Source organism: Clostridium sp. LS (assembly GCF_002760435.1).
In the GTDB taxonomy this organism is placed as follows: Bacteria; Bacillota; Clostridia; order Clostridiales; family Clostridiaceae; genus Clostridium.
This window is the reverse complement of the sequence record NZ_AUUU01000149.1, coordinates 1-14,765: the sequence shown is the minus strand read 5'-3', so window position 1 is coordinate 14,765 and position 14,765 is coordinate 1. Positions and strand designations below refer to the sequence as shown.

At 30.3% G+C, this 14,765-nt stretch carries 10 protein-coding genes; all 10 read right to left on the bottom strand.

Annotation, left to right across the window (positions count from 1 at the left end; genetic code table 11):
• Positions 1-276: 276 nt before the first annotated feature.
• Entirely contained in the window at positions 277-1,782 is a 1,506-nt protein-coding gene (gene lysS, locus COL3_RS24460) for a lysine--tRNA ligase (protein WP_008422730.1), read from the bottom strand.
• Between the two features lie 13 nt (positions 1,783-1,795).
• Positions 1,796-2,278: a transcription elongation factor GreA gene (gene greA, locus COL3_RS24455; protein ID WP_008422732.1), complete on the bottom strand. Its 483-nt coding sequence runs from the start codon at positions 2,276-2,278 to the stop codon at positions 1,796-1,798.
• A 478-nt stretch (positions 2,279-2,756) separates the two neighbouring features.
• Positions 2,757-3,722 carry a tRNA dihydrouridine synthase DusB gene (gene dusB / locus COL3_RS24450; RefSeq protein ID WP_008422733.1) on the bottom strand — a complete coding sequence of 322 codons (966 nt, stop codon included), beginning with the start codon at positions 3,720-3,722 and terminating at the stop codon, positions 2,757-2,759.
• 68 nt (positions 3,723-3,790) lie between these two features.
• A complete protein-coding gene (locus tag COL3_RS24445) occupies positions 3,791-4,576 on the bottom strand; it encodes a type III pantothenate kinase (protein WP_008422734.1) in 786 nt (261 codons plus the stop codon).
• Between the two features lie 184 nt (positions 4,577-4,760).
• Positions 4,761-6,431 carry a formate--tetrahydrofolate ligase gene (locus COL3_RS24440; RefSeq protein ID WP_008422735.1) on the bottom strand — a complete coding sequence of 557 codons (1,671 nt, stop codon included), beginning with the start codon at positions 6,429-6,431 and terminating at the stop codon, positions 4,761-4,763.
• Positions 6,432-6,731: 300 nt separating this feature from the next.
• Complete coding sequence (ftsH, locus tag COL3_RS24435; RefSeq protein WP_008422736.1) at positions 6,732-8,540, bottom strand: ATP-dependent zinc metalloprotease FtsH; 1,809 nt, start codon at positions 8,538-8,540, stop codon at positions 6,732-6,734.
• Between the two features lie 73 nt (positions 8,541-8,613).
• Complete coding sequence (hpt, locus tag COL3_RS24430; RefSeq protein ID WP_008422738.1) at positions 8,614-9,153, bottom strand: hypoxanthine phosphoribosyltransferase; 540 nt, start codon at positions 9,151-9,153, stop codon at positions 8,614-8,616.
• Between the two features lies 1 nt (position 9,154).
• Complete coding sequence (gene tilS, locus COL3_RS24425) at positions 9,155-10,558, bottom strand: tRNA lysidine(34) synthetase TilS (RefSeq protein WP_008422739.1); 1,404 nt, start codon at positions 10,556-10,558, stop codon at positions 9,155-9,157.
• A 328-nt stretch (positions 10,559-10,886) separates the two neighbouring features.
• Positions 10,887-13,298 carry a stage II sporulation protein E gene (spoIIE, locus tag COL3_RS24420; protein ID WP_099716745.1) on the bottom strand — a complete coding sequence of 804 codons (2,412 nt, stop codon included), beginning with the start codon at positions 13,296-13,298 and terminating at the stop codon, positions 10,887-10,889.
• A gap of 423 nt (positions 13,299-13,721) precedes the next feature.
• Positions 13,722-14,405 (bottom strand): LiaF domain-containing protein, encoded by a 684-nt coding sequence (locus tag COL3_RS24415; RefSeq protein ID WP_008422741.1) that lies wholly within the window; start codon positions 14,403-14,405, stop codon positions 13,722-13,724.
• Positions 14,406-14,765 lie beyond the last annotated feature (360 nt).

Sequence of the window (14,765 nt, the reverse complement as noted above, 5' to 3'; positions counted from 1 at the left end):
GCTATCGCGGAACGTCATTACTTAATCTATTATATCAGCTTTTTTTAATTATGCAAGCCTTTTTAACACATTTCCTAATAAAAGTTAAAATAAATACATTCTATGATTGAATTTTCACTTCGTAATTAAAATTTTACGTTTTATCCCAGGGCGATAATGCAAAAAATCGCTTTATTTAACTAATATATACTACCTGTAATAGATGATATTCAATATATAAAAAAGATTCATACATATTTCCCATTCGAATATGCATGAATCTTAATAAATTCTATACTATTTTTGCGGTCTCATTGTTGGGAATAATATAACATCTCTAATTGATGCTGAATCAGTTAAGAACATTATAAGTCTATCTATACCCATTCCCATTCCACCTGTTGGCGGCATACCTGTTTCAAGTGCACTCATAAATTGTTCATCTAACATGTATGCTTCATCATCACCAAGTTCTCTTTCCTTAGCTTGTTGCTCAAATCTTTGTCTCTGAACTATAGGATCGTTTAATTCTGAGTATGCATTACAAAGCTCTCTACCAAATACAAATCCTTCAAACCTTTCAGTAAATTCTGGATTCCCTCTCTTTTTCTTCGTAAGAGGTGAAATTTCAACTGGATAATCCATAATAAATGTAGGTTGAATCATATTGGCTTCACCAAACTCTTCATACAAAGCATTTAAGACTTCGCCTTTTGTTACTGTATTTAATGGCTTAGCAAATTCTAAGTGTTTTTCTTTTGCTATAGCTTGAGCTTCTTCATCAGATTTTATTTCATTGAAATCTACTCCAGCATATTCTTTTACAGCGTCAACCATAGTAATTCTTCTCCATGGTGGCTTAAAGTCTATCTCAGTACCTTGATAAGTTACCTTAGTAGTTCCATTAATTTTTTCGCAAATATATGCAACCATATTCTCTGTAATTTCCATCATGTCATTATAATCAGAATATGCTTCATATAATTCAATAGCAGTAAACTCAGGATTATGCCTTACTGACATACCTTCATTTCTAAAGTTTCTTCCTATCTCATATACCTTTTCAAAACCTGCAACTATTAATCTCTTAAGATATAATTCTGTTGCTATTCTTAAATACATATCCATATCTAAAGTATTGTGATGAGTAATAAATGGCTTTGCTGCTGCTCCACCAGCTATTGCTCCTAGAATAGGTGTCTCTACTTCTAAGAACCCCTTATTATCCAAAAATTCTCTCATGGCAGAAATAATTTTACTTCTCTTAAAAAAAGTATCCTTAACTTCTGCATTTGTAATTATATCAACTTCTCTTTGTCTATATCTTAAATCCGGATCTTTTAATCCATGCCATTTTTCCGGAAGGGGCTTTAAAGATTTGCAATTTAATTCAAAAGTATTTACATTTATTGATACTTCACCTGTTTTTGTTGTAAATACCTCTCCTGTTGCGGCAACCCAATCACCTAAATCAAGAGACTTATATTGTTTTAAATTTTCTTCTCCAACTTTATCAATCTTTAAAAATAATTGTATCTTTCCATCTCTATCGTGTATATCTGAGAATACAACCTTACCTTGACCTCTCTTAGACATTAATCTTCCAGCAACTGTTACTTCTTTGCCTTCCAACTCATCATAATTTGCTTTAACTTCTTCTGATGTATGAGTTCTATCTACCTTATAAACATCAAAAGGATCTTTTCCGGAATTTTGTAGCTCTGCTAGTTTAGCTCTTCTCAAACCTTCTTGTTCATTATATTGAGACTCTAATTCCTGCATGCTCATTTCTTCTGTTGACATATTGTACCTCCAATTAACTTCTACTTATTCCTAAAATCTCAAATTTATTAACTCCATCTGGAACTGTTACTTCTACAATGTCACCAACTTTTTTACCAACTAAAGCTTTTCCAACTGGTGATTCATTTGATATTTTAAAATTCATAGGATCTGCTTCTGCTGAACCTACTATTGAATATTCTACTTCTTCATCAAATTCATAATCTTTAACTTTAACTTTAGATCCAACTGAAACGATATCACTTGGAATCTCTGATTCATCAACAACAACTGCATTTTTTAACATATTTTCTAATTGTATTATTCTACCTTCTGTAAATGCTTGGTCGTTTTTAGCTTCATCATATTCAGAGTTTTCGCTTAAATCTCCATAACCTAATGCGATTTTTATTTTTTCAGTTATCTCTTTTCTTTTTACTGTCTTTAAATATTCAAGTTCACTTTCTAATTTTTTAACACCTTCATAAGTCATTACATATTGTTTTGATTGGCTCATACACTTTACTCCCCTTTAAAACCTTCTATAATTTATTTAATTAATAATTTATGCTCATTAGTTTCAATTTGCAACTGAGCAACACTTAGGTATACTTAGATTAACTTTATTATTATGATATTATATTACTTATATATCAATTTTAATTCTGTTTATCTAAATATTTTAAGATAATTTTTTAGCCTCAAAATCATTTAACTAATTATAAATCAGCATATATGATATGTCAATAAATCCTAAATCAAAGTAACTTATGTCATTGTTCTTAAGCTTATTTATAAAGAATAGATCTGAGTTTGTTTAAATTACTATATATAATAATTGTTCCACTAAAATAACCCAAAATTAATTTAGCATGTAAACATATTACTAATAATTATTATTCTTATTATTCTTATAATATCTACAATTATTTTTTTAATACATATAATCCATAAATATTGATAATTTAATTTTTATAAACATAACTCCATGTACTTCATAATTCTTCTTTATAACTTATTAAAATTTCTATTACCTTTTCGCTATCATCTATCGTATTAATTTCATTTTTAATATCTGTACATCTTGGTAATCCTTTAATATACCATGATGCATGTTTTCTCATTTCTCTTATAGCTTTGTACTCACCGTCATATTTAAGTGCCAATTCATAATGCCTAAGACACATTTCAACTTTTTCTTTATTCGAAATTTCTTGAATCGGCTCATTCTTTAAGGCGCTATTAATTTGCTTAAATATCCATGGGTTTCCTTGACTTCCTCTGGCAATCATTATACCATCACAATTAGTTATTTCTTTCATTCTAATGGCATCCTCTGGTGAAAACACATCTCCATTACCTATTACTGGTACAGATACACCCTCTTTAACTTTTTTTATTATGTCCCAATCAGCAATCCCTTGATACATTTGCTTTCTGGTCCGTCCATGGATGGCAATCGCATCAGCACCAGCCTCTTCCATTCTCTTTGCAAATTCTACAGCATTAATGTTATCTTCATCAAACCCCTTTCTAAACTTTACAGTTACTGGTTTTGATGATACTTTTTTTATAGCCTTCACAATTTCATATGCAAGATCTGGCTCTTTCATCAATGCAGATCCCTCTCCATTTTTAACTATCTTAGGGGCTGGACACCCCATATTTATATCGATAATGCAAATATCCTCTCTACCGTTTAAATGTTCCTCACAAATATTTGCCATTATTTCTGGTTCTCTGCCGAAGATCTGAGCCGCCACAGGCCTTTCTTCATCAGCTGTTCTAAGTAATGCTTGTGTATTATCACTTCCATAATATAAAGCTTTAGCACTAACCATTTCAGTATAAACTAATCCACATCCCATTTCTTTACACAATCCTCTGAAAGAAATGTCCGTTACACCTGCCATAGGCGCCAAAAATATGTTATTCTCAAAGGTTAAATTCCTTATCTTCATTTAGAATGTACTCCTCACCTTCGTATACTTTTTTGGACCCTTTATTATTTTATTTGGCTTTAAAATTTTTATATTTCTTTATTTTTTTCATATAATATTTTTAATCCTTCTAATGTTAAATCTGAATCAACTTTATCTATAACATCAGTTCCTTTAGCTATTAAATTTGCTAGCCCACCTGTTGCTAAAACAAAAGGTTCCTCTTTATGCTTAGAATTTTTCATTTCTTGTTTCATCTTTTTTACTATATATTCAACTTGCCCAATATAGCCAAATAAAATACCTGCTTGCATACTTGATACTGTATTTTTACAAATCATATTCTTAGGCACTTCTAATTCTACTCTTGGAAGCTTAGCAGCCCTTTCAAATAACGCATCTGCTGAAATTCTTATTCCCGGGCATATACATCCCCCGAGATAATCGCCATTTGCTCTCACTGCACAGAAAGTTGTGGCTGTTCCAAAGTCTATTATTATAACAGGTCTTTTATAGATTTCATATGCTGCAACAGCATTAACTATTCTATCCGCTCCAACCTCTCTTGGATTATCATACTTGATATTTATCCCTGTCTTTATTCCTGGTCCAACTATTATAGGTTCATGATAAAAACATTTTCTTAACATATTCTCTAGAGAATGCATTATATTAGGAACAACAGAAGAAACAATAACTCCAGTAATATCTTTAGGATTAATCTTACTTAAGTCAAATAACTGCATAACTTGTATACTATATTCGTCTGAAGTTTTATTTCCTTCACTTGAAATACGCCAACTAGCTATATATCTTTCTCCATCATGTACTCCCAAAACAATATTGGTATTACCTGCATCAACAAGTAAAATCATAGAAAGCACCACCTTAATACAGTTAAATTAAAAGCAGCCCAAAGAGCTGCCTTAATTTAGAAATTCATTAAAAAATAACAATATAATTTTAACAATTCTAATTAATTTGTCAAGAGTTTAAATGCATTTTAAGATATCCATTATTTTCTTAATAACTAATTCTCTAAAATTTTCTAATTTCATCTTAAAATAATCCTACTATTTCCCCATCTTTTAATACATCCATCTTATTTGCAGCTGGAACCTTAGGAAGACCTGGCATTGTCATTATATCTCCTGTTTGAACAACAATAAATCCTGCTCCATTTGATACTCTAACTTCTTTAACGGTAATATCAAACCCTTGAGGTCTACCTAAAAGACTTGGATTATCTGATAAAGAATATTGTGTTTTTGCCATACATATAGGTAATTTGTCCAATTGGAATTTTTCTAACTCAGAAATCTGCCTCTTAGCGGATGGTGTATAATTAACTTTATCAGCCCCATAAATTTCTTTAGCTATAGTTAATATTTTTTCCTCAATAGACTTTTCCTTATCATAAATTGGAGAAAAATTAGAATTATTATTATCTAATATATCTAACACTATATTACCAAGTTCAATTCCACCTTCTCCACCTTTAGCCCATACATCACATAGCGCTACTTTAACTCCCATTTTATCACAGAACTCTTTAATTAAGTCTACTTCCTCAGAACTATCCGTAATAAACTTATTTATTGCAACAACAGGAGTTACATTAAATTTTTTGATATTCTCTATTTGTTTTTCTAAATTAGCTACTCCCCTTGATAAAGCATCAATATTGGGAATATTTAATTCAGTCTTTGCTACTCCTCCATGGTGTTTTAAAGCTCTTATTGTTGCAACCACTACAACGCACTCTGGCTTTAATTCACCATATCTGCATTTAATATCAAAGAACTTTTCAGCTCCCAAATCAGCACCAAATCCAGCCTCTGTTACTACTACTTCTCCAAGTTTTAATGCAAGCTTAGTTGCCATTATTGAATTACATCCGTGAGCAATATTTGCAAAAGGACCTCCATGTATTAACGCTGGAGTATTTTCTAATGTTTGAACTAAATTAGGTTTAATAGCATCCTTCATCAGTAATGCCATAGCACCTTGAACTTCTAATTGTTTTGCATAAACAGGATCTCCATCTAAATTATACGCAACTACAATATTACCCATTCTTTCTTTTAAATCTTCTAAATCGCTCGCTAAACATAAAATAGCCATTATCTCTGATGCAACAGTTATATTGAATCCATCTTCTCTGACAAATCCATTAACTTTCCCACCCATTCCAACAACTATATGTCTTAGAGCTCTATCATTCATATCTATAACTCTTTTAAATACTATTCTTCTTGAATCAATTTTTAAAACATTCCCTTGATGTATATGATTATCTATAGCGGCTGATAATAAATTATTAGCAGATGTAATAGCATGCATATCACCAGTAAAATGAAGATTGATATCTTCCATTGGTACTACTTGAGCATATCCTCCGCCAGCAGCTCCACCCTTAACCCCAAAAACAGGACCCAATGATGGTTCTCTTAGTGCTATTACAGCGTTTTTACCAATTTTATTCAAAGCTTGGCCTAGGCCTACAGTAACTGTCGATTTTCCTTCCCCTGCTGGAGTTGGATTTATTGCTGTTACTAAAACTAATTTTCCATCCTTATTATTTTTAACTTTATTATATACATCTAAAGATATTTTACATTTATACTTCCCGTAGTACTCAATATCATCTTCACAAAGACCTAATTTTTCGGCAACATATTTTATCGGCTCCATCTTTGCTTCTTGTGCAATTTGAATATCACTTTTCATCTATGTATCCTCCTAATATTAACCAAACTCGATTTATTGTATTATCATTATATCACTTCGACTTAAGCAATAAAAGTTCTTTCGAATAATAAATACAAATTCGTATAAAATATTCGCCTTATAAATAATATCATTATTATTCTTAAGCTAAAATTTCACTGTCCTTTCTAAGTCTCTATATATTAATTATTTAACATATGTATACTTAAATATTCATAAATCATTAGAAAACCTAATATTATAGCAAAAATAAAATAAAAGCTATTTCAAAACAATTTGTTTCGAAATAGCTTTATAATGCTAATTGTTTGCAAAAATTTCCTCAAATTCTTGAGCATCTAACTTTTCTTTTTCAATTAAAGCCTGTGCAACTGCATGTAATTTATTAATATTTTCTTTTAACAGCTTATTTGCCTTTTCATAAGCTTCATCTATAAACCTTTTAATTTCTTTATCTATCTTAGATCCAACTTCTTCACTAAAGTCTCTTCCTTTACCTAAGTCTCTTCCAAGGAATACTTCATCATGACCCGAAGTATTATACGATATAGTTCCAATATCTTCACTCATACCATAATCCATAACCATACTTCTCGCAATATGACTGGCTCTATCAATATCATTTTTAGCACCAGTACTTATATCCCCCATAATTAATTTTTCAGCAACTCTTCCTCCTAAAAGTCCAACCATTTCATCTTCTAATTTAGATTTAGATGTATATGAAGTATCCTCCTTAGGAAGGTGCATAGTATACCCTCCAGCTCTACCTCTTGGAATTACACTTATTTCGTGAACCGGATCACAATTCGGAAGTAATCTCATAACAACTGCATGACCTGCCTCATGATAAGCTGTTAATTTTCTATCATGCTCTGTTATTACTTTACTTTTCTTTTCAGGTCCTGCAATTACTTTAGTTATTGCTTCCTCCATTTCAGACATAGAAATTTGTTTCTTATCTCTTCTAACGGCAAGTAATGCGGCTTCATTTGTTAGATTTTCCAAATCTGCTCCTGAAAAGCCTGGAGTTCTCTTAGCCAGCACATCCAGTTTAACATCTTCTTTTAAAGGTTTCTTCTTGGTATGTACTTTCAGAATCTCCTCTCTACCTTTTACATCTGGAGCTCCAACAATTATTTGCCTATCAAATCTTCCTGGCCTTAATAATGCTGGATCTAATATATCAGGCCTATTTGTGGCTGCTATCATGATTATACCTTCGTTAGCACCAAACCCATCCATTTCAACAAGAAGTTGGTTTAGTGTTTGTTCTCTTTCATCATGTCCGCCTCCTAAACCTGCGCCTCTTTGTCTTCCAACAGCATCAATTTCATCTATAAAAACTATACATGGTGAATTTTTCTTTGCTTCTTCAAATAAGCTTCTAACTCTAGATGCACCAACACCAACAAACATTTCAACGAAGTCTGAACCTGAAATACTAAAGAACGGAACTCCAGCTTCTCCAGCTATTGCCTTTGCAAGTAATGTCTTTCCTGTTCCAGGAGGTCCAACTAGTAAAACACCTTTAGGTATCCTTGCTCCCATTTGTATATATCGCGCTGGTAACTTCAAGAAGTCAACGATTTCCTCAAGTTCAGCCTTCTCTTCATCGGCACCTGCTATATCCTCAAATGTGACTGTTTGAGTATCTGGTGTTACCATTTTAGCTTTACTTTTACCAAAATTCATTACACCTCTTCCGCCACCTCCACTTTGTGATTGTTGCGTAAAGATAAATAAGAATATAAATATAAATACCGCCATTAGTACAAATGGAAGCAACGTTGCAATCCATGTTGCATTATTAGATGGTTTTTCAAAAACCACCTTCACATCTGGCTTAGGTTGATTTTCTATTAATGAACCTACAAGTTCACCAGGAGCGTAAGTAACAAACGACTTATTGTCAGTAGTCTTACCTTCTATTGTCATACTATCTTCTTTAACTACAATGCTCTCTATTTCATTTGCATTCCACTTTTGTATGAATGCGCTATATGCCATATCACTAGAACCTTTTCCTGTTTGCCACATAGTAACTGCTGCTAAAACAAGCATGACTGAACATACAATCCATACAGCTGCACTTGAATATTTTTTCATTCAAGGCCCCCCTCTCTCATCATATTTAAAATTTTACCATAGGAATATTTTTATTACAATAAAATTGCAATCTCTATTTTTCGTATACTTCAGGCTTCAATATCCCTATAAATGGTAAATTTCTATATTTTTCAGCATAATCTATTCCATACCCAACTATGAATCCATCAGGAACTTCAAAGCCAATGTATTTAACATCTAAATCAGATGTTCTTCTAGCTTGCTTATTCAATAGAGCAACTATTTTTATACTATTTGCTTTCCTTGCCTCTAAGTATTTAAGTAAATATGTTAATGTAATTCCTGTATCAACAATATCTTCAACTACTAAGATATCCTTTCCTTCGATATTGTTATCCAAATCTTTTAAAATTCGTACAACACCAGATGTTTCTGCTGAATTTCCATAACTAGAAACAGCCATGAAATCTATCTCACAGTGAATAGATATATTTTTTATTAATTCTGCTGCAAAAATCACTGAGCCTTTTAAAATCCCAACTACAACTAAATCCTTTCCTTCATAATCTTTACTTATTTCACTTGCGAGTTCCTTAATTCTCTTTTTTAAAACTTCTTCTGAAAATAGTACTTCTTGTATATCTTGTTTCATATCAATATTCCTTTCTCTGAATGACTACTTTTAATATATTTTTACTTTTGTTAGTAATCTTATATTCCTCTGATGTTCTAATTCCAATAACCCATGCAATTTTTTCATCAAAACATAAAATGGGTATATTATCTCTTTCTTCTTTAGGTATTTTCATATCAATAAAGATATCTTTCAATTTTTTAGTTCCATTCATCCCTAACGGAGTAATTTTATCCCCATTCCTTCTAGTTCTTAATGAAATTATTTTATTTATTTTATCAAAATCAAAATATTTTATTAAACTATTTTGATTTAAATTTATATTATTCTCTTTGTAATTATTTATTACTGAAAGTTCAATATAATAACCATAAAATTTTATTGCATTTTTGCATATATTACCTTTATCAATAGCTATTTCCTTCTTGCCAGTAACAAGAGGTTTTTCCACTCTGCTTTTTATGTATATATCCCCATAAATATTTTCAGCATAAATTTCATTAGGTAAATCTAAAACTTTTCCCGAATTTTTTTTTGCTAAGTCTATAATTATATATATATGCTTCATTTCAAAATCATAATTTGATTTTGAAAATTTAGTTATGGCATGCCTTAAGGCTCTGCTGACTATGGGTTCTTCTTCTTTAAATATTTCCTTTTTTATTATAAAATAATCATCACTTTCTACACAATATTTATTGTATATACTTAAAGATAAATTTTCAAGAAATTGATTATCCTTTTGCAGTAGCAACGCCATCCTATTTAATGTTTGTATTATATCAACATTAAAATTCTCTTTCATATATGGTAATATATCTAATCTTATTTTGTTTCTATTATATACTTTTTCAAAATTAGTTTTATCAATTCTAGGTCTTAAATTTTTTAGTTTTATATATTTTTCTATTTCATCTCTACTAAGACATAAAATCGGTCTTATTACTTTGTTATCCCTGCTGGCTTTAATTCCTACAAGTCCTTCAAGTCCCGTTCCTCTCATAAGTCTAAATAGAATCGTCTCAGCCTGATCATTAGCATTATGTGCAGTAGCAATTTTGTTGAATTCCTCTTTCATCAAAATTTCTTCAAAAAAGTCATATCTAACCTTTCTTCCTGCCATTTCAGAAGACATTTTATATTCTTTTGAATACGCATTTATATCAACACGCTTTAAAAAACATTTTATTCCCATTTTATTACACAAATCTATTACATATTCTTCATCTTTAAATGCATCGTCACCTCTTAATAGATGATTTACATGGGCCGCCTCTATTCTTATATTCAATTCCTCTTTTAAGTCATATAAGATATTTAAAAGACAAACTGAATCTGGCCCTCCTGAAAGAGCAACTAAAATTTTATCTCCTGGACTAATTAAATTATTATCTTTTACATAAGATAGTACTTTTCTATACAAAAATTAACACTCCTACTTATTCGTAATATCATACAATTAAATATAATACTGTATAATATATTTTACGCATATATATTATAGATGTAAACATTATTATTTTTCAACTTAATTCTTATTCTAAATTTCCTGGGAAATCACTATTACAATTTTATTTTATAGTGGATTTAATATCATCTATAATTTTTCTAAAAAATCAAAAATCGGATTTAATCTAAAATTACACCTAAGCATAAATTATTAATAGCTGTTTCAAAACTAAATCATGCTCAAAGCTTCGAAACAGCTATTAATATATCTAAGTATCTGAGGAAATGGTTAAATTCACCTCCTAACTATTCAAATAAACTTTTGAAACCACAACTGTCATATCATCTTTAATAATTCCCTTACTCAATTTCTTTGCTTTCCCTAATATCTTTTGAGATAACTCTCTCGGATCTGCATTAATTCCCATTAAATATTCCTCAAGCCAAGTTGATTTTTCCGAGTTAGATTTATCTATATCTAGTACTCCATCACTTACATTTATTAAAACATCCCCAGGTTTTAATGTTTCTTTTATAAGCTCAACATCAACTTCATCAACGAGTCCAAATGGTAAGTTTTTAGAGTTAACAGCCTTTACCTCACGTCCCCTTTTAATATAACTAGGTGCTGCACCTATTTTCACAAATACCGCATCCCCATTATATAAATCTATTTTATTTAAATCTAACGTAGCATATTTCTCACCTTCCGCAAACCTCATCCCCATTATTGAGTTAACTGTATTTACCGTTACATCCTCATTAAATCCTGCCTCTACCAGCTTCTCTACCAAATCCACAGTTGATTTACTTTCTTCAAATGCTTCAGGGCCAGATCCCATTCCATCACTTAATATAGTCATATAGTTTCCATTAGCAGTTTTTCCAAAACTATAACTATCTCCGCTTTGCCCTTCTCCAGCTTTGGGTTCAATAGCTCCGTAAGATATCACATAATATTTCGGTTTTTCTTCAATTACAACATTACATTCATTTGTTTTAGGATTAATATTACACCCATCATCTCCTATATACAACTTCAGTCTCATAGCGCTACTTAGCAAAGGAAGTATCTTTTTCTCGAAGTAACTACCTCCTTCACAATTTTTCATACTAATTCTAATTTTAATTCTACCACTTTTATCTATATAACAAAAAACTTCACTATAACTAATTAAATTTTTATTTAATGTTCGTTTTACTATTCTTTCTAAATCAGTATCAATACTAACTTCCCTTTTAAAATCATTTAAGAGGTTATCTAATGTACATGATATATTCGATATATGCGCTGATAAGATATTTTTTCCTTCAGCTAATCGCTCCTTTATTGCTTCGTTTACATTGTAATTATTTACAATCCCTTCTGTGCTCTTTAAGAGCGTAAAATTTTTTACGCATTTCTTTTGCAAATCTATCGGCATAGCTAAAATGCCATTTTCATAACTTTGAATTAACTGTTGAAAAGAATTGAATGTTTGATGAAAATCCCTTTCCCAGCATAAAGACCTGTTTTCACAACTTGTGCAACTCCTATCTGCTAAAGCTTCAACCAAAGCACTTCCTTTAGATTTAATTAATAACTTTTCATTATCACTGGTGCTTCCTAAACATTTTGACATTGTTAATAACACATTTGTAAGTTCCTTTAACTTAAAAGTAAATTCCTCCTTTATTGCATTTAATTGAATTTCACCTAAAGACGCCTTTTTCTTATATGGATTTATTTCAACTTCAATACTTTTAAATACAGGCTTGGGAATGCATAGGAATAAAAATGAACTAGCCAAAACCTCAATCCCTAACTTCAATGTTACTGCATTAGAATACAAAGCTAATGCGGAATATACTATTATACCTGAAAGTATTGAAAATATTTTCCCTGTATCTTTAAATATACCAACAGTAAGTCCACCAACACCAAAAAAAGCTACACTGTACATCATGTCGTTGGATGCAACTCCAATCATTATCCCCATTGCAACCCCAATCATAGCTCCATATGCTGCTCCGCCTATATAAGCAATTGCTAAAACTAGTGTTAATGCACATATATTTCTAATAGAGTAGTTCAAAAAATTAATATTGCCTATACCAGAAACTATTAGACATAAAAATATTCCTATGCTAACTATCTCTTCAGAAGAAAAAAAGTAATTAGTGTTAACTTCTTCTAAAGAATTTAATGCATACTTAATAACATAATATATAGGAACAACAATTAATGTTTGAATTAAACATAAAGTTATGTCTACTCCCAATTCATATTTATTTACTAGAAGGCCATAAAAAAAGAAACTACCCAAAAGTATTATAAAACTTTCAAATTCCTTTCTTCTTCTCCTAACTGGAGCTATAAGAACGTAATATAATGCTATTAAAGTCAAGGCTATTAAATATACATAACCATCTGTTAGCAAGTCGTTTATTGTTAAATATCCAATTGAAATTCCTACCGCTGCAATTAAGCTGTTTTTCTTATTTTCTTTTGTAACAACAGCTATTAAGTAGGCTATACCAATAGGCGCTATACCTCGACTATCGGATTGATTTAATAATAAATTCACTCTACCAAGCAAAATTCCTACAACTAGAATCACTCCTAACTTTACCACAGATGTTCTCATCCATGCTTTTCTCTTTATATTAGTTATTTCACCTATTTCTTCATATTTGTTTATACCTAATCCATATTGCACATCGGCTCGCCTCATTTCCAAATAATGTAATATGATTATAGCATCTTAGTTTTACGATAAATGTCATATGATGTTTCTCTCATAAATTTTTCGTAGGACAACTTCATCTAAATTTCACTAATATTTAATGATTTATTAGATTATTCTCTTTACTATAAAGCTTAACTAAAATGTTCTAACTACAGTAATAAATCACCTCTAAAGCTGATTATAACTTTCTATTTGAAATAATTATTAATTTGTCGGTAATCTTAATTTAATAGAAATTTATAAATAAACTTTTTTTCATAAAAACTATAAAGTCTGAATAAGCAATCCCTTGCCTTTGTTATTTTTCCAATATATAAGATATTATTAATTTATATCTCAAAAAGCTCCAAAAAATAGACACAGTACAAATGATTCTTGCACCATTTGTACTGCATCTCTTTTTATAATTCATATGGAGTCGAGTCCACCGAATATACATGTTGCGTTAATATAAATAGTAGGAGAGTTTGTATTAATACATGATCTTGCTTTATTAGTAGCACCCCCAAATATAGGTGTACTTGATATTTTCACATTTACATTTCTAGGCACCATTATATCTATCTTACCACATATAGATGTAGAATTAATAACAATATCTTCACTAATTATTGCATTTAACAGATTTAACTCAATTTTTCCAAAAATAGCCATAACATTCGCTCCATCAAATGCTAGGTTAGGATAAATCTCTTTTTGATTAGTAAATATTGATGTATACTCTAGGCACTTGTCTACATTAACATTCCTATTAATATATTTACTGCTATTTTTACAAAAGTTATCTCTAAAAACAATTTTAATTCCAATTAAAATTAATATTACCGGAAAAATAAGTCTAGTTATCATTCTAGTATTAATAATATCTTGCGATGACAATAAAAGTAGAATGCCAATAATAAGACCAACAATATTTCCAGTGCTTAATCCGTTTTCAATTATACCTATTAAACATGGAATAATAATGAATAATGTCCACCATCCATTAAAAAACAAGTTAAAACTCCATAAATTAAAAATATTTCCCGCATAAAAAGCACCAAGTGCAATAAAAATAATTCCCCATACCACATTAGAAAATTTGCTTTTCATCTTTTCCTACCTCTCATCATAATAATTAAAATAAATATGGCTAGTAACTAAAATATGTTACTCTCAAACATACTATAATTTTAACTTTCTAACAAGATTAGGGTCAATTATTACCATATTAACATTTGCTTAATATTTGCTTAATATTTATAAAAACCATGTATCGATGTTTCCTTCAGAATAATCTTCTCTTTTTCCAATGTAATTAAAATATACGTTCAAACCTATTAATGAACTTTCCAAATCATTAAAATTTCATAATCTTTTACAATAAAAAAGACTCAAGCAATTAGCTTAAGTCTCTTGGTGCCGAAGACCGGAATCGAACCGGTACGGTGTTTAACCACCGCAGGATTTTAA

Excerpts from the sequence above, each read along its gene's own strand:
- lysS (WP_008422730.1), bottom strand. The coding sequence starts at position 1,782 with ATGTCAACAGAAGAAATGAGCATGCAGGAATTAGAGTCTCAATATAAT.
- greA (WP_008422732.1), bottom strand. The coding sequence starts at position 2,278 with ATGAGCCAATCAAAACAATATGTAATGACTTATGAAGGTGTTAAAAAA.
- dusB (WP_008422733.1), bottom strand. The coding sequence starts at position 3,722 with ATGAAGATAAGGAATTTAACCTTTGAGAATAACATATTTTTGGCGCCT.
- COL3_RS24445 (WP_008422734.1), bottom strand. The coding sequence starts at position 4,576 with ATGATTTTACTTGTTGATGCAGGTAATACCAATATTGTTTTGGGAGTA.
- COL3_RS24440 (WP_008422735.1), bottom strand. The coding sequence starts at position 6,431 with ATGAAAAGTGATATTCAAATTGCACAAGAAGCAAAGATGGAGCCGATA.
- ftsH (WP_008422736.1), bottom strand. The coding sequence starts at position 8,540 with ATGAAAAAATATTCAAGTGCAGCTGTATGGATTGTATGTTCAGTCATG.
- hpt (WP_008422738.1), bottom strand. The coding sequence starts at position 9,153 with ATGAAACAAGATATACAAGAAGTACTATTTTCAGAAGAAGTTTTAAAA.
- spoIIE (WP_099716745.1), bottom strand. The coding sequence starts at position 13,298 with ATGAGGCGAGCCGATGTGCAATATGGATTAGGTATAAACAAATATGAA.
- COL3_RS24415 (WP_008422741.1), bottom strand. The coding sequence starts at position 14,405 with ATGAAAAGCAAATTTTCTAATGTGGTATGGGGAATTATTTTTATTGCA.